This is a genomic window from Neorhizobium sp. 05N33, from assembly GCF_056397445.1.
The window spans coordinates 289,872-305,217 of record NZ_JBFTNK010000003.1 but is presented as its reverse complement, the minus strand read 5'-3'; the positions used below and the strand labels follow the sequence as shown (position 1 = coordinate 305,217).

Here is a 15,346-nt window from a genome sequence, read left to right as displayed (position 1 = left end):
TGGGGAAGTGCAAGGCGGCGTTTCGTCCGGGATTGTCAACGTCCAGAAGAAATCAGAGAGGTCGCATGCGTGAAATTTCGCTAACCGAAGTCGAAGGTTTGGTTGGCACGGAAGTCGGGGTATCCGAATGGATCACGGTGGATCAGCCGATGATCGACCTCTTTGCAAACGCCACCCACGATCACCAGTTCATCCATGTCGATCCGGAGCGCGCCACGGCCGAAAGCCCCTTCGGCGGCACCATCGCCCACGGTTTCCTGACGCTGTCGCTGCTGTCCGCCATGAACTTCGATTGCGTGCCGAGGATCCGCGAACAGACGATGGGCATCAATTACGGGTTCGATCGCATCCGCTTCATGTCGCCGGTCAAAAGCGGCAGCCGCATCCGCGGCCATTTCACGCTGGCCGAAACCCGCTTCCGCGGTGGCGGCATGCTGATGACCACGTACGACGTCTCGGTCGAGATCGAGAACGAAAGAAAACAAGCGCTCACGGCCATCTGGATCACCATCATCCAGTTCGACCCGAAGGACCGGCCGGAAGGAGTGTGAGCGCGATGGCATCCGAAGACGAAATCAGGCAGGCGTTCCGGGAGCAAGTCGTCGGGGGCCAGCTCCTAGGATCGCTGTTTACCGCACGCCTTGGCCGGCTGATGCTGGACCATCTCGACCGTTCCACAGAAGTGGGCCGGCGGATATGGAGCTGGGAAGGCGATCCCGGCACCCGCGGCGACTTGGTTCCAACCCGCCTCGCCGGCGCCCTGCATGCGCTCGTCATCGACGGCAAGGACGATCGCCTGAAGGCCGCCTATCCGCCGAACGACGTGAGCGACGACACGCTTTGGACGGCGATCGCCAGGGCCTTCGAAACCCATGAAGCCTTCATTCTCGAACGGCTGAATTTCGCCCCGCAAACCAACGAGGTGCGACGGTCGAGCGGCCTGCTGGCCGGTTTCCTCACCGTCGCCGATCTGTTCCGCAGACCGTTGGTCCTGTCGGAATTCGGTGCCAGCATGGGCCTCAATCTCAATTGGGACGGCTATCACCACGATCTCGGCGGCTTGCTCTGGGGCGATCCGTCATCGCCGGTCCGGCTGAAGCCCGGCTGGCAAGGCCCGCCCCCGCCCGATGTCGAGATCACCATTGCCGATCGCGCCGGCTGCGACCTCAACCCTCTCGACCCCAACTCGCCTGAAGACTGCCTGCGGCTGCTGTCCTACATCTGGGCCGACCAGACGGACCGGGTGGAACGTACCCGCGCGGCGCTGCAGATCGCCAGAGAACATCCGGCGCTCGTCGAAAAGGGCGATGCGCTCGCCTGGCTGCGCGACAAGCGCCTGAAGGTGCTCGTGCCCGGCACGGTCCATGTCGTCTACCATTCGATCGCCTGGCAATATTTGCCGCCGGAAGCCCGCTCGGCAGGCGAGGCGATCATCGCCGAAGCCGGCAGCCGGGCGACGGAAGCAGCCCCACTCGCCCGCCTGCAGATGGAAATGGACGACGATCCGAACAGCGCAGCACTCAGCCTGCAGATCTGGCCGACCGGCGAGACCCGGGAGCTCGCCCGCATCGATCCCCACGGCCGCTGGGTGAAGTGGAAAGGCTGGCGAGCCTAGAACCCGCGCGCGAACTGTTGATCGCCATTCCCGAAACTTGATGTTAGCCTGTCCTTCGGGTGCTAATGGTTCCGGGGGGATGCTGATGTTTCCGCTGTCGCATATGATGAAATCCTTCATTCGCCGCGGCCGATTGACGGTCATCGATGCAGAGGGTAACCGCCATGTGTTCGCCGGTACGCCCGGCCCGGCGGTCACCATGCGCCTCACCGACAAACGGCTCTACCGGACCCTGGTGTTCAATCCGGAATTGGCTGCCGGCGAAGCCTATATGGACGGTACGATGCGGTTCGAGGACGGCTCGACGCTGCGCGATTTCCTGACGCTGTTTTCGGTCAACCGGCTGTCGCTCGGCTCCTATCCGCTCCAGAAGGTTCTGCGCAGCATCAAGATGCGCTTCCGCAAGCGGCAGCAATCCAACCGCAAGGGCCAGGCGCAGCAGAACGTCGCGCACCATTACGATCTCGGCAACGACTTCTACAAACTCTTCCTCGACGACAACATGCTCTATTCCTGCGCCTATTTCCGCGAGCCGTCCGAGACGCTGGAACAGGCACAGCGTAACAAGCTGCGGCTGCTGGCTGCCAAGCTCGGCCTCAAGCCGGGCATGAAGGTACTCGATATCGGCTGCGGCTGGGGCGATCTGGCGCTCTACCTCGCCGGGCTCGAAGACGTCGAGGTTCTCGGCGTCACCCTGTCGAAGGAACAGCAGGCGCTGGCCTCCTCACGGGCACAGGCGGCGGGGCTCACCGACCGTGTGCGTTTCGAACTCAAGGATTATCGCGACGTGACGGAAACATTCGACCGCATCGTTTCGGTCGGCATGTTCGAACATGTCGGCGTGCATCACTACGACGAGTTCTTCGCCAAGCTGAACAGCCTGATGCCGGACGACGGCCTGGCGGTGCTGCACTCGATCGGCCATATGAGCCCGCCCGGCATGGCAAGCCCGTGGCTGCGCAAATACATTTTCCCGGGCGCCTACTCGCCGGCCCTGTCGGAGGTCTTCGAGGTGGTCGAGCGCAACAGCCTGTGGGTGACCGATCTTGAATTTCTGCGCGTGCATTATGCCACCACGCTTGCCCATTGGTCGGAACGGTTCGAAAAGAACCGTGGTGCGGTCATTGCTCTTTACGACGAGCGTTTCGCCCGCATGTGGGAATTCTACCTGATCAGCGCCGAGATGATGTTCCGCACCGGCAGCCAGTTGGTCTTCCATATGCAACTGTCGCGCTCGCGCGATGCGGCACCGATCGTGCGCGACTACATCACCGATCAACAGCGCGCCTATATCGAGCGGGAAGCAGGCTTAAACCTTTCGCTGTGAGAGGCTCGGACGACAGTCGGCCCAGCCCAGCGAGTGATCCCCGCTACCTAAGCCCCCATTTCCATCAGCATGAAACCGATGAGCGGCGGCAATGCCGCACCGATCGCGATCTGGGCGGTGCGCGTCGGCGTCAGGCCGACGGCCGAGCCGGAAATACCGGCGGCGATCAGGCCGGCTATCGGGATCGACAGGTTCCGGTCGATACCCGGTGCGGAGGAGGCGATCACCCCGGCGACGGACGCGCAGGCGCCGATCAGCGCGCCTTTCCAGATCTCGATACCCGCAAGCTTCGCGGCAATCGCCCCGCCGATCACCGCCGCGACGACCGCAATCGCCATCAGTCCGAATTGTTCCATGATGTCCTCCCCCTTGTGGGGAGAGAGTGCGGTTCTGCGAGAGCAAGTCAAGTGAGGCGATTGTCTTAGACAGCCGCGTCCTGTGCGCCTTCCGCCAGCAGGCCGAAGGCGTAGTCTGAGAACGACCGCCATACCTCCATCCGGAACGCTTCGTCACCGGTTCGCAGAAGTACGATTTCCACCTTGCCGAAAACGGTCCGCGAGCAGGCGCCAACCGGGAAGACCTTCAGCGACAGGTCCTGCGGGCAGCCGGCATTGATCGCCGCCGCGGCCCCCGGCCCCGACACCAGGATCGCCGTATTGCGGTGGGAAACATCCGTTGCCGAATGCAGTGCGCCGGAATTCCTCGCAGCCTGCATCAGGCTGTTGCCGATATCACTGCCGTCTTCCGCGATCACCAGCCATTCGTCCGGCCCGAGCCACAGCGCCGAACGACCGTTGGCGGAAGCCGACGTTTTCGGCCTGACGGGCAGATCGACGCCGAGCGCCGAGGAGAGCGCTGCGACATCCTCGGCCCTGGCGCGCAGTGAAATGCGCTCGGCGGGCGGTGCGGCTTCGAGTCGGACGGTCGACGAGCCGCCGTGAAAGCCGGAAAGAGGCAAAGTGCGGTTTACCAGATCAGCCCCAGAATCAGCCATGGATGCGGCCTCCATCCTTGTCGAAGAACACCATGTCGGTCACTTCCACTTCGATCGTCCTGTCTTTCAGCGGCACATAGAGCGTCTCACCGATCCGCGCCCTTCCGCCGGCAACCAGCGCCAGCGCGATCGAGCGGCCGCAATTCTCCGACCAGTAGGCGGAGGTCACATGGCCGAGCATGGTCATCGGCTTGGCCTGGTTCGGGTCGGCGACGATCTGGCCGCCCTCCTCCAGCACCAGTGCCGGGTCCTTCGTCAGCAGCCCGACGAGCTGCTTGCGGCCCTCGCGCACGAGGTCTGGACGCTTCAGCCCGCGAATGCCGACGAAATCGGGCTTCTTGGAGGAAACAGCCCAGCCGAGACCCGCATCGTGCGGCGTCACCGTGCCGTCCGTATCCTGGCCGACGATGATATAGCCCTTTTCGGCGCGCAGCACGTGCATGGTCTCGGTGCCGTAGAGGCAGGCGCCCATCGGCTCCGCCCGCTCCCAGATCGCCTTCCAGACCGCCGGACCGTAGTCGGCGGGCACGTTGATTTCGTAACCGAGTTCGCCGGTGAACGAGACGCGGAAGAGCCGCGCCGGCACGCCCATCACGCTGCATTCCGCTACGCTCATATGCGGAAAGGCCTCGTTGGAAATATCGACGCCCTCGACGAACGGCTGGATGATCTCGCGTGCCTTCGGCCCCTGCACGGCGATAACCGCCCATTGCTCGGTGGTCGAGGTGAGCCAGACCCTGAGATGCGGGAACTCCGTCTGCAGATAGTCTTCCATGTGGTGCAGAACACGCGGCGCCCCGCCGGTCGTGGTCGTCACATGGAAGCGGTCCTCGGCAAGCCGGCCGACGACGCCGTCGTCATAAACGAAACCGTCCTCGCGGGTCATGATCCCGTAGCGGCTCTTGCCGGGCTTCAGGCTGTCCCAAGCATTCGTATAGAGGAGGTTGAGGAACTGCGCCGCATCGGGTCCGACCACCTCGATCTTGCCGAGCGTCGAACCGTTGAACACGCCCGCGACTTCGCGCACCGTCCGGCATTCGCGGTTGACGGCAGCCAGCATGTCCTCGCCGCGCTTCGGGTAATACCAGGCGCGCTTCCAGTTGCCGACATCCTCGAACTCTGCACCTTCGCCCGCTTCGAGCGCGTGCATTGGCGTCTTGCGCGCCGGATCGAACAGTTCCCCGCGCGAATGCCCCACCAGCGTGCCGTAGGTCACCGGCGTGTAGGGCGCACGGAACGTGGTCAGCCCCACCTGCGGGATCGGCCGCTCAAGCATTTCGGCAGCGATGGCGAGGCCGTGCATGTTGGAAAGCTTGCCCTGGTCAGAGGCCATGCCGTTGGTGGTGAAGCGCTTGATATGCTCGATCGAGTGCATGCCCTCGCGCACCGCAAGCCGGATGTCCTTGGCGGTCACGTCGTGCTGGAAATCCACGAAGGCTTTCACCGTCGTATCCGGCCCCGCCCCTTCCGCCGCACCGATCATGCCGCCGGTCCATTCGAAACGGTTCTCACCCGCAAGCGCCACCGAACCGCCGCCGGCGGCAATCGCCTCGTCGATCAGTTCGGCCAGATCGTCCGTACCGTTGCAGGAGCCGACGGAAACGCAATCCTGCGCATAGATATTCGGCAGGAAACGCTGGTTGACGTCGTCGAACCGGAGTTTTCCGCGCGACTGCGAAAACAGATGCACCGAAGGCGTCCAGCCGGCCGAAACGATCAGCGCGTCGACAGCAATCTTGCGGGCATCGCCGCCGCCGTTGCGCGCCACCGTCATCGAGGAAATCCGCAGCCGGCCGCCGGTATCGGTCACCGAGTGGCCGCTCAGCACGGAGATGCCGAGCCCGCGGGCTTCCGCCAGCAGCGCCTCACCGGGATCGGCGCGGCAATCGACGATCGCCGCGATCGAGACGCCCGCCCGCTTCAGGTCGAAGGCCGTCTCGTAAGCCGAATCATGCGCCGTATAGATACCGACCTGCCTTCCGACAGCGACGCCGTGATGATTGAGGAAGGTGCGTGCCGCAGACGCCAGCATGATGCCCGGCCGGTCGTTGTTGGCAAACACCATGTGCCGCTCGATCGAACCGGTCGCCAGCACCACCTTTTTCGCCCGCACCTGCCACAGCCGTTCGCGGGGCAGGTCCTTGCCGGGCTTGGCGACATGGTCGGTCACCCGCTCCACGAGGCCGAGAAAACCGTGATTGTAATAACCGAACACCGTCGTGCGGGTCAGCACCGTCACGTTCGGCATGGCCTTCAGCTTTGCCGCCGTCGCCTGCGCCCAGTCGTAACCGTTCTGTCCGTCGATCGTGGTCGCCGTGTCGTAATGCAGCGCGCCGCCGACTTCCGGCTGTTCGTCGACGAGGAAAACGCTTGCCCCCGTCGCAGCCGCCGAAAGCGCCGCCGTCAAACCGGCAACGCCGGCGCCGGCAACCAGCACGTCGCAATGGGCATAGCGGTTGGCATAGTGATCCGGATCTTCTTCGGTCGGCGCAACGCCAAGGCCGGCCGCACGGCGGATGAAGGGTTCGTAGATCTTCACCCAGGCCTCGCGCGGCCACATGAAGGTCTTGTAGTAGAACCCGGCCGCAAAGAACGGCGAGAACAGATTGTTGACCGCCCCGACATCGAACTTCAGCGACGGCCAGCGGTTCTGCGAGGCGATCTTGGCGCCGTCGAAGACTTCCTGCACGGTGGCGCGCACGTTCGGCTGGCGCCGCGCCGCATCGCGCGACACGTCGATCAGCGCGTTCGGCTCTTCCGGACCGGCAGACAGGATGCCGCGCGGCCGGTGATATTTGAACGAGCGGCCAAGCAGATGGACGCCATGCGCCAGCAGCGCCGAGGCAACGGTATCGCCTTCCAGCGCCGTATAACTCTTGCCGTCGAAGGTGAAGCGCGCCGTGCGGGCGGGCGTCAGCCGCCCTGCACCCTTGATGCGGAAGGCGCCGGAATTGGAGGAGGTGCTCATCGGGCGTCTCCCTCTGTTGCTTCATAGGTCTCGACGGTCTCTTCGGAAGCCCCGGTTTCAGGCAACACCTGCTTCGGCATTCCCGCCTTGTAGGTCATCAGGAACCGGTCGCTCACCGTGTCGCGCGCCGCGTTGAAGAACCGTCCGCAGCCGTGGATATGCCGCCAGCGTTCATAGGTGAGGCCTTTTTCGTTGTTGCGCAGGAAGAAATATTCCGCGAATTCCTCGTCGGAAATCGCCGAGATATTCTCCGGCCGCGCAATATGCGCCTCGCCGGCCCAGCGGAATTCCAGCTCGGAGCGATCTTCCTCGCAATAGGGGCAATGGATCAGCAGCATGCGGGGCTCCGCAGGGGTTGGGAGGATGAATGTGAGCGAGGCAGGCTCCCACTGATCTCCCCCCTTGAGGGGGAGATGTCACCGAAGGTGACAGAGGGGGGTAGCGACGGTGCGGCAAATACGGCGTCGGAAGAATATACCGAGAGGGTTACCCCCCTCTGCCCTGCCGGGCATCTCCCCCTCAAGGGGGGAGATCGGTATGCCGCACCGTCTTCTCCCATGCGTGACCGCCGTGGAGTTGGAGCGAAGGGCACAATTTGGTCCGGAAGGCAAAACATCCCGCCCCTCATCAATGCGCCACGGCGGCGGCGGCCGCCTCGTCGATCAGCCGGCCGGTGCGGAACCGGTCGAGGTTCAGCCCCGCTGCCAGCCGGTGCGGCTCGCCCTTGGCAATCAGATGCGCGAAGAGATTGGCCGAACCCGGCGTCGCCTTGAAGCCGCCGGTTCCCCAGCCGCAATTGACGAACAGGCCCGGCACCGGCGTGACGCCCTGGATCGGCGAACGATCCGGCGTGTTGTCTGTGATGCCGCCCCACTGGCGCATCATCTTCACCCGCCGGAACATCGGGAAGAGTTCGCAGATTGCGTCGAGCGTATGGGTGATGATCTGCAGCCCGCCGGTCTGGGAATAGGAATTGTACTGATCGGTGCCGGCGCCGATCACGAGTTCGCCCTTGTCCGACTGCGAGATGTAGGCATGCACGGTGTTCGACATGACGACGCAGGGGAAGATCGGCTTCAACGGCTCGGAGACCAGCGCCTGCAGCGGAGTTGAATGGAGCGGCACACGCACGCCGGCCATCTCCATCACGACGGATGAATGCCCGGCGGCCGAGACGCCGATCTTCTTCGCCCCGATGAAGCCCTTGCTCGTCTCGACGCCCAGGACATCGCCGTTCGGGCCGCGGCGGATGCCGGTCACTTCGCAATTCTGGATGATGTGCACGCCGCGGTCGGACGCCGCACGCGCATACCCCCAGGCGACCGCATCGTGGCGGGCCGTACCGCCGCGCCGCTGCAGGGCGGCGCCGTTGATCGGGTAACGCGCCGTCTTGGCAATATCGAGCGGCGGCACGAAGGCCTTGGCCTGTTCCGGCGTCAGCCATTCGTTGTCGATACCGTAGAGCCGGTTGGCGTTGATATGCCGCTTGAAGCTCTGCATGTCGTGGGTGTTGTGCGACAGCATCATCACGCCGCGCGGCGAATACATGACATTGTAGTTGAGATCCTGGCTCAGCCCCTCCCAGAGCTTGAGCGAATGCTCATAGATATCCATGCTCTCTTCATAGAGATAGTTGGAGCGGATGATCGTCGTGTTACGGCCGGTATTACCGCCGCCGAGCCAGCCCTTCTCGATCACCGCGACATTGGTGATGCCGTGTTCCTTGGCCAGATAATAGGCAGCACCCAGGCCATGCCCGCCGGCGCCGACGATGACCACGTCATAAGCGCTGCGCGGCTCCGGGGAGGCCCACTGCGCTTCCCAGCCCTTGTGGGCACGCATCGCCTCGCGGGCCACGGCGAAAACCGAATATCTGCGCATCTCGCCTCGAACTCCTAGGGATCGTCAGCCCTCATCGCAGGGCCAGCATTTGGGTAGTGCCATACCCATCGCAAATCAATATGCGTCGCAATGGCTCTATTGCGACGCATTCGCCCTCCCCATCGACACCGGCAAGATCGTCCGCGAATTCGGGAGGATCGACCGGCACTCCGACCGTAAATTGCGACCGGCTATTCAGATTTTACGGCAGTTTCTGAAAAGGCGGCGGAATTGGCGCAGATCGGCCTTAATGCGTCTGGACTTCGCACATCTCTTCTGCTATCTGCCGTCATCAATCGCACGGCTCCAGGCCGAGCGGACGTTATTCTTTCGCCTCGAATCGTACCGATCCAGGCGAGCAACAAACCAAAGGAACGGGATTCACGTGCAGGTACTTGTCCGCGACAACAACGTCGATCAGGCGCTCCGCGCTCTCAAGAAGAAGATGCAGCGCGAAGGCATTTTCCGTGAAATGAAGATGCGCGATTATTACGAGAAGCCGTCTGAAAAGCGCGCCCGTGAAAAGGCAGAGGCTGTTCGTCGCGTTCGCAAGCTTGCTCGCAAGCGCATGCAGCGCGAAGGTCTGATTGCCGCTCCCGCTCGTGCGGTTCCTGCGCGCCCGGCTCGTTGATCGGCCGTTTTTTGGACGTTTTCATGTGCTTTCAGGGCGGTGGCGACATGGGCGCCGCCGCTCTTTTGATTTGGTCCGAGACTTCCAATGCCTTTGCCCCGACATGAGGAAATGCGCCTGATGGCCGCCAAAAATGCCGTTCTCGATCGTGGAACCGAAATTTCCGGCCTCTTGACCCAAGCTTCTCCCGTCCGTCGCAAAACAGCGTTGCCTGCCGCGCTGATCGCCCTTCTGGCGCTTGCCGGCTGCGCAACCACCAGCTCGACCGACATGATCACCGTCGACCGTGCCCAGGGATCCCAAGAGAACATCGCCTCGCTCTCTTCCGTCATCAATTCCAGTCCGCAGGATCCGGAAGGCTATAACGTCCGTGGTACGGCCTACGGACGCGCCGGCGAGTTTTCGCGCGCGCTTGAGGACTTCAACCGCGCCATCCAGCTCAATCCGCAGTTCTACCAGGCCTATGCCAACCGGGCGCTCGTCTATCGCAACATGGGCAAGCCCGTCGAAGCGGCCAACGACTATAACCGCTCGCTGCAGATCAACCCGAATTACGACGTCGCCTATATCGGCCGCGGCAATATCTATCGCCAGGCCGGCCGCACCAACGAAGCCTTCAACGACTTCAACAAGGCGATCCAGCTGGAAACCACCGATGGCCGGGCCTGGCACAATCGCGGCCTGATCTACCAGATGCGCGGCCAGCACGCCCAGGCGATCGACGATTTCTCGAAAGCCATCTCGCTGTCGGCGAATTCGCCTGAGCCCTATAACGGCCGCGGCATTTCCTATGTCGCCTTGAACGATGACGACAACGCGTTTGCCGACTTCAACCATGCGATCGAGCTCAACGACAAGCTGGCCGAATCCTGGGCCAACCAGGCGCTGGTCTATGAGCGCCGCGGCGACAAGGCGCGCGCCTACAAGTCCTATTCGCACGCCATGCGCCTCGACCCGAACTACAAGCCGGCCCAGGACGGCGCGAGCCGCACCCGCGCCAGCACCTGAGATCCGCGTAGCGGCGCAACACCTGAAACCGTTAACGTTTCATCCGACGCAAGGCGCGTTGTTTGCGCCGGGACGGCACCCCGCCAAACATTAATAACAGATGAAACTAATAAAGGCGTTACTATTTGGTACTACTGTTCCCGGATGGAATGGGGTACGTGCATGCTGGATAAACTCCTGGGCGACAGGTCCGGAAACTTCGGAATAATGAGCGCCTTGCTGCTCGTGCCGCTGATCGCGGCCGCCGGCCTTGCCATCGATCTTACCGATGCCCTCGAGGCCCGTAACCAACTGCAGGGTGCGGCGGACGCCGCCGCCCTGGGTGCCGTCGCGGAAAAATCCATCGGTACGGCGGAAGCTATGAAGATGATGACGGACGGCTCGATCACCCCGGCCGTTCAGGATGCCGAGAAAATCTTCGCGGCGCAGATCGCATCGGCGACCGGCTACACGCTGACGGACCATGCGGCGACGGTCACCAAGGTCAACAACCAGCTGACGGCGATGTTCACTTATACCGCGACCGTTCCGACCACCCTTCTGAAGGTCATCGGCAAGAACGAGTTCACCGTGACCGGTCAGGCGACGGCAGTCTTCCAGACGGAAACCTACCGGGATTTCTACCTTCTGCTCGACAACACGCCCTCCATGGGGGTCGGCGCCACCACGGCCGATATCAACACCATGGTCGCCCATACATCCGACAAATGTGCATTCGCCTGCCACATCGTCAATAACGGCGTCGAGGACGAGAACAGCTATTACAACCTCGCCAAAAGCCTCGGCGTCACGATCCGCATCGATGTTGTCGCCAGCGCGACGGCCGCGCTGATGGACACCGCCGTGTCGGTGCGCAGAAGCGACAATCAGTATCGGATGGCGGTCTACACCTTCGGCCAGAAAGCCGAGGATACCAAGCTTCTCGAGATCAGCCCGCTGACCGACAATCTTGCCGACGCGAAAAGCAAGGCCTCGCTCATCGACCTCATGTCGATCCCCTATCAGGGTTATAACAAAGACCAGCAGACCGATTTCGATCTCGCCATGAAAAATATCGGCGACAAGATGGGCACGCCGGGTACGGGCCTGACGCCTTCCGACCCGGAGAAGATCGTGTTCTTCGTGTCGGACGGCGTCGGCGACAGCAAAAAGCCGACCACCTGCACCAAAATGCTCACCGGCACCCGCTGCCAGGAGCCGATCGACACAAGGGCCTGCCAGCTGCTCAAGGACAAGGGATACAAGATCGCCGTCCTTTATACGACCTACCTGCCGCTGCCGACCAACAGCTGGTATAATTCGTGGATCAAGCCGTTCCAGAGCGAGATCAGCACCCGGATGCAGAGTTGCGCATCCAGCGGCTATTTCTTCGAGGTCAGCCCGTCGCAGGGCATCAGCGACGCGATGAATACCCTCTTCCTGAAAATCGTCTCGACGCCGCGCCTTTCGGGCTGAGCAGCCGACCCGCCTCAGATATAAAGCGCCGCCATCTTGCGCCAGGCACCGGCCCGGTGGGCGCGCCCGTCCCAGACATGCATCCGATGCCCGACGCCCTTCTCGGAAAGAACCCGGCTGAGATGCTGGTTGTTGTCGAGGAAAGGGTCGGCATCGCCGATCGTCAGCACGATCTCCACCTGCCGCAGCCTTTCGATCTGCCATTCGCTGGTGATGCCGGGCAGGAAATGCGACGGGGTGTGGAAATAGACGGTCTCGTCGTAATAACCGTCCATCAGGTCGTCGAACGCCTCGACCTTCAGCGTCAGGTCGTAACGCCCCGAAAACGCGACGAGCTTGCGGAACAGGTGCGGATGGCGAAAGACGATGCTGGCCGCCTGGAAGGCACCGAGGCTGCAGCCCTGAACGATCGTGCAGTCATGCCCGTTCCGGTCTGCCATCAGCGGCAGGACCTCGTTGAGGATATAATCCTCGAATGCCGCATGCCTGCGGATGCGCACCGACGGATGCTGCCTTGCGTCGTAGAAGGTCTCGGTCGCCAATCCATCGACGCAATAGAGCTGCAACTGGCCGGCCCGGATCTTGTCTGCCAGGCTTCCGACGATGCCAAGCTCTTCATATTCCCAGAAACGCCCCTCGCGGGTCGGGAACATCAGCACCTTGGCGCCGGCATGGCCGAACACCAAGAGTTCCATGTCTCGATGGAGCCGCTGGCTGTACCAGCGCAGATATTCGCGGTTCATGACACCTTGAAGAACTGTCCGGCCTTCTCGCGAAGCGCCGCTTCTTGCAACATGCTACCAGGATAGTCGAAATGTCCGGCATCCAGGATGAAGATTTCATTAAATTTCGATTTCGGAACTGCGTTGGCGACGGCGAACTGGCAGGGCGGCGCAACCGCGGGATCGAATAGCGCGACGCTCGTCAGCATCGGCACGGTGATGCGGCTCGCCGCCACCGCCGAATCATGCAGGCGCAGCGTCTTCAGCGCATTGCCGTATTTCGCCTGATAGGCCTGGACCGAGGCAGCGCTGCCGATGCTTTTCAGCTTCAGCCGCAATTCCTGATGCCCGAAGGTCGGCAGCGACAGATGCCCCCGATCGATCCGGTTGTCGAAGGGAATGGCAAGCCCGCCGATGCCGCCGCCGAAACTGATGCCGCTGTAGCCGACATGGCCGGAAAGCCAGGGATAGAGGGCGATCAGCATGCTCACCGCGACCCAAAGGTCGTCGACGCAGCCGCCGATAATGTACCGGTCCGGCTTGTCGATATCGTGCAGCACGTGCCACTGCGAATCCGGCGAGATCGGCGGGCGGGTGCTGCGCGACATGCCTCGAAAGCAGAGAAACAGGACGGCTGTCTCCTCGACCGGAATATCGAGATCCGGCTCGTCGCGCCCGCCATATCCATGACCGACCACCAGCCCGCGTCTGATCTCCCCCCGCCGCGGCAGAAGAAGCCAGCCGCCGATCGGAAACCGGCCGGTCGACATATAGGCGATGTCGAAGACATGCCATTTCGGATGGTCGAGCCCGCTCTTGCGCAGGCCCGGCTCCGGATCGACAGTCATCGCCCGCCGATAGCGGTCCTTCCAGAACGCATCGAAACCCTCTGGCGCCTGAGGCGGCACTACCGCCTGAAGCTCCTTCAGCCCCATGCCATAGGTGGGGTCGAAATCGTAAGGGTGTTTAGTGAGCCTGAATTCAGGCACGCTTTGCCTTTCGAAGGGCCACGATTTTTTCTGCCTCGGCGAAAATCTCATCCATGCTGCGTGAGCTTATTCCGCTTTCGCGAGAAGCATTCACGACCTGACGCATCTCATCCAACGAAAGCTCCTCGCCCTCGCGGAGGCGTTCACGGATCACGAGTTCGCTGACGAATTCGGCCACGTTCGCAAATCTTCCGCTGCGAACCTGATCTTCGATCCAGTCCTTGGTCGTGTCTGGAAGGGAACCGGTAATATCTGCCATTCTGGCCTCCTGCTCACCACCAATGTCGCACGATCCGTCTTCACAAAAAAGCCCGGCAATGCCGGGCTCCATGTTCGTTGTTCGACTGGCCTCAGTGCTTCATCGCCTTGACGATGTCCTCGGTCATCTTCTTGGCGTCGCCGAGCAGCATCATCGTGCCGTCCTTGTAGAACAGTGTGTTGTCGATGCCGGCATAGCCCGAGCCGAGCGAGCGCTTGACGAACAGACAGGTCTTGGCCTTGTCGACGTCGAGGATCGGCATGCCGTAGATCGGCGAGGTCTTGTCGTCGCGGGCCGCAGGGTTGGTGACATCGTTGGCGCCGATGACATAGGCGACGTCGGCCTGCGCGAACTCCGCATTGATGTCTTCCAGTTCGAAGACCTCGTCATAGGGTACGTTGGCTTCGGCGAGCAGCACGTTCATATGGCCCGGCATGCGGCCGGCGACCGGATGGATCGCGTACTTGACCTCGACGCCGTGGCTCTTCAGCGTATCGGCGAGCTCGCGCAACGCATGCTGCGCCTGGGCGACCGCCATGCCGTAACCCGGCACGATGATCACCTTCTCGGCGTTCTGCATCAGGAAGGCCGCGTCGTCGGCGGAACCCTGCTTCACCGTCCGCTGCACGCCGTCGTCGCCGGCAGCAGACGCCGTCTCGCCGCCGAAGCCGCCCAGGATGACGGAGATGAAGGACCGGTTCATCCCCTTGCACATGATGTAGGAAAGGATCGCGCCCGAGGAGCCGACCAGCGCGCCGGTGATGATCAGCGCCAGGTTGCCGAGCGTGAACCCGATGCCGGCGGCGGCCCAGCCGGAATAGGAGTTCAGCATCGACACGACGACCGGCATATCGGCGCCGCCGATCGGCACGATCAGGAGCACGCCGAGCGCCAATGCCAGCACCACGACCAGCCAGAAGTCGAAATGGCTTTCGGTCTGCACCAGGCCGAAGATGAAGACGACGACCAGCACCAGCAGGCCGATATTGATGGCGTGCCGGTAGGGCAGCATGATCGGCTTGCCGGACATCCGCCCATCGAGCTTCAGGAAGGCGATGACCGAGCCGGTAAAGGTGATTGCGCCGATCGCCGCGCCGAGCGCCAGCTCGATCAGCGCCTGGCCGTGAATATGGCCGATCGCGCCGATGCCGAAGGAATCCGGCGCATAAAGTGCTGCCGCCGCCACCATCACAGCGGCAAAGCCGACTAGCGAGTGGAAGCCGGCGACGAGCTGCGGCATCGCCGTCATCGGAATGGTGCGGGCGATATAAGCCCCTGCCCCACCGCCGAGGCTGAGCGCCAGCACGATCAGGATGAAGCCGCCGAACGTCGGCGTGGCAAGCAGCAGCGTGGTGACGATGGCGATACCCATGCCGACCATGCCGTAGACATTGCCCTTGCGGCTGGTCGTCGGGTGGGAAAGACCCCGAAGCGCCATGATGAACAGCACGCCGGAGACGAGATAGAGGAAGGCTGCGAGGCTCTGCGACATGTATC

General features: G+C 62.6%; 15 protein-coding genes. 6 read left to right on the top strand and 9 right to left on the bottom strand.

Annotated elements, in window-relative coordinates; genetic code table 11:
• The first annotated feature begins 65 nt into the window (after window positions 1-65).
• From AC1DLT_RS10260 to AC1DLT_RS10250, 3 genes are all read left to right on the top strand, one after another.
• The gene (locus tag AC1DLT_RS10260) at window positions 66-551 is read left to right on the top strand and encodes a MaoC family dehydratase (protein WP_477486665.1); all 486 of its coding nucleotides are present in this window, start codon (window positions 66-68) and stop codon (window positions 549-551) included.
• A gap of 5 nt (window positions 552-556) precedes the next feature.
• Window positions 557-1,615 carry a DUF2332 domain-containing protein gene (locus AC1DLT_RS10255; protein WP_477486664.1) on the top strand — a complete coding sequence of 353 codons (1,059 nt, stop codon included), beginning with the start codon at window positions 557-559 and terminating at the stop codon, window positions 1,613-1,615.
• A gap of 85 nt (window positions 1,616-1,700) precedes the next feature.
• A complete protein-coding gene (locus AC1DLT_RS10250) occupies window positions 1,701-2,942 on the top strand; it encodes a class I SAM-dependent methyltransferase (protein WP_477486663.1) in 1,242 nt (413 codons plus the stop codon).
• Between the two features lie 47 nt (window positions 2,943-2,989).
• Here AC1DLT_RS10250 and AC1DLT_RS10245 read toward each other — a convergent pair whose 3' ends face one another.
• The 5 genes from AC1DLT_RS10245 to AC1DLT_RS10225 all read right to left on the bottom strand — a co-directional run bounded on the left by AC1DLT_RS10245 (window position 2,990) and on the right by AC1DLT_RS10225 (window position 8,785).
• Window positions 2,990-3,298 (bottom strand): hypothetical protein, encoded by a 309-nt coding sequence (locus tag AC1DLT_RS10245; RefSeq protein ID WP_477486662.1) that lies wholly within the window; start codon window positions 3,296-3,298, stop codon window positions 2,990-2,992.
• A gap of 65 nt (window positions 3,299-3,363) precedes the next feature.
• Window positions 3,364-3,936: a sarcosine oxidase subunit gamma gene (locus AC1DLT_RS10240; protein ID WP_477486661.1), complete on the bottom strand. Its 573-nt coding sequence runs from the start codon at window positions 3,934-3,936 to the stop codon at window positions 3,364-3,366.
• The gene (locus AC1DLT_RS10235) at window positions 3,929-6,904 is read right to left on the bottom strand and encodes a sarcosine oxidase subunit alpha (RefSeq protein ID WP_477486660.1); all 2,976 of its coding nucleotides are present in this window, start codon (window positions 6,902-6,904) and stop codon (window positions 3,929-3,931) included. Before AC1DLT_RS10235 ends, AC1DLT_RS10240 begins: the two co-directional genes overlap by 8 nt.
• Window positions 6,901-7,242 carry a sarcosine oxidase subunit delta gene (locus AC1DLT_RS10230; RefSeq protein WP_038545229.1) on the bottom strand — a complete coding sequence of 114 codons (342 nt, stop codon included), beginning with the start codon at window positions 7,240-7,242 and terminating at the stop codon, window positions 6,901-6,903. The genes AC1DLT_RS10235 and AC1DLT_RS10230 overlap by 4 nt, the downstream gene beginning before the upstream one ends.
• Before the next feature lie 289 nt (window positions 7,243-7,531).
• A complete protein-coding gene (locus AC1DLT_RS10225) occupies window positions 7,532-8,785 on the bottom strand; it encodes a sarcosine oxidase subunit beta family protein (RefSeq protein WP_477486659.1) in 1,254 nt (417 codons plus the stop codon).
• Window positions 8,786-9,170: 385 nt separating this feature from the next.
• On the opposite strand from AC1DLT_RS10225, the gene rpsU reads away from it, so the two are divergent.
• The 3 genes from rpsU to AC1DLT_RS10210 all read left to right on the top strand — a co-directional run bounded on the left by rpsU (window position 9,171) and on the right by AC1DLT_RS10210 (window position 11,879).
• The gene (gene rpsU / locus AC1DLT_RS10220) at window positions 9,171-9,416 is read left to right on the top strand and encodes a 30S ribosomal protein S21 (RefSeq protein ID WP_038545235.1); all 246 of its coding nucleotides are present in this window, start codon (window positions 9,171-9,173) and stop codon (window positions 9,414-9,416) included.
• Window positions 9,417-9,536: 120 nt separating this feature from the next.
• Window positions 9,537-10,424, top strand: coding sequence for a tetratricopeptide repeat protein (locus AC1DLT_RS10215; protein ID WP_247033674.1), 888 nt, complete (start codon window positions 9,537-9,539; stop codon window positions 10,422-10,424).
• 162 nt (window positions 10,425-10,586) lie between these two features.
• A complete protein-coding gene (locus AC1DLT_RS10210; protein ID WP_477486658.1) occupies window positions 10,587-11,879 on the top strand; it encodes a pilus assembly protein TadG-related protein in 1,293 nt (430 codons plus the stop codon).
• A 14-nt stretch (window positions 11,880-11,893) separates the two neighbouring features.
• Here the strand turns inward: AC1DLT_RS10210 and AC1DLT_RS10205 are convergent, their stop codons facing one another.
• From AC1DLT_RS10205 to AC1DLT_RS10190, 4 genes are all read right to left on the bottom strand, one after another.
• Window positions 11,894-12,622 (bottom strand): esterase family protein, encoded by a 729-nt coding sequence (locus AC1DLT_RS10205; protein ID WP_038545241.1) that lies wholly within the window; start codon window positions 12,620-12,622, stop codon window positions 11,894-11,896.
• Entirely contained in the window at window positions 12,619-13,536 is a 918-nt protein-coding gene (locus AC1DLT_RS10200; RefSeq protein ID WP_477486915.1) for an acetylxylan esterase, read from the bottom strand. Before AC1DLT_RS10200 ends, AC1DLT_RS10205 begins: the two co-directional genes overlap by 4 nt.
• A gap of 46 nt (window positions 13,537-13,582) precedes the next feature.
• Window positions 13,583-13,849 (bottom strand): ribbon-helix-helix domain-containing protein, encoded by a 267-nt coding sequence (locus tag AC1DLT_RS10195; protein ID WP_477483265.1) that lies wholly within the window; start codon window positions 13,847-13,849, stop codon window positions 13,583-13,585.
• A 91-nt stretch (window positions 13,850-13,940) separates the two neighbouring features.
• Window positions 13,941-15,341 (bottom strand): NAD(P)(+) transhydrogenase (Re/Si-specific) subunit beta, encoded by a 1,401-nt coding sequence (locus AC1DLT_RS10190; RefSeq protein WP_038545249.1) that lies wholly within the window; start codon window positions 15,339-15,341, stop codon window positions 13,941-13,943.
• Window positions 15,342-15,346: the final 5 nt, after the last annotated feature.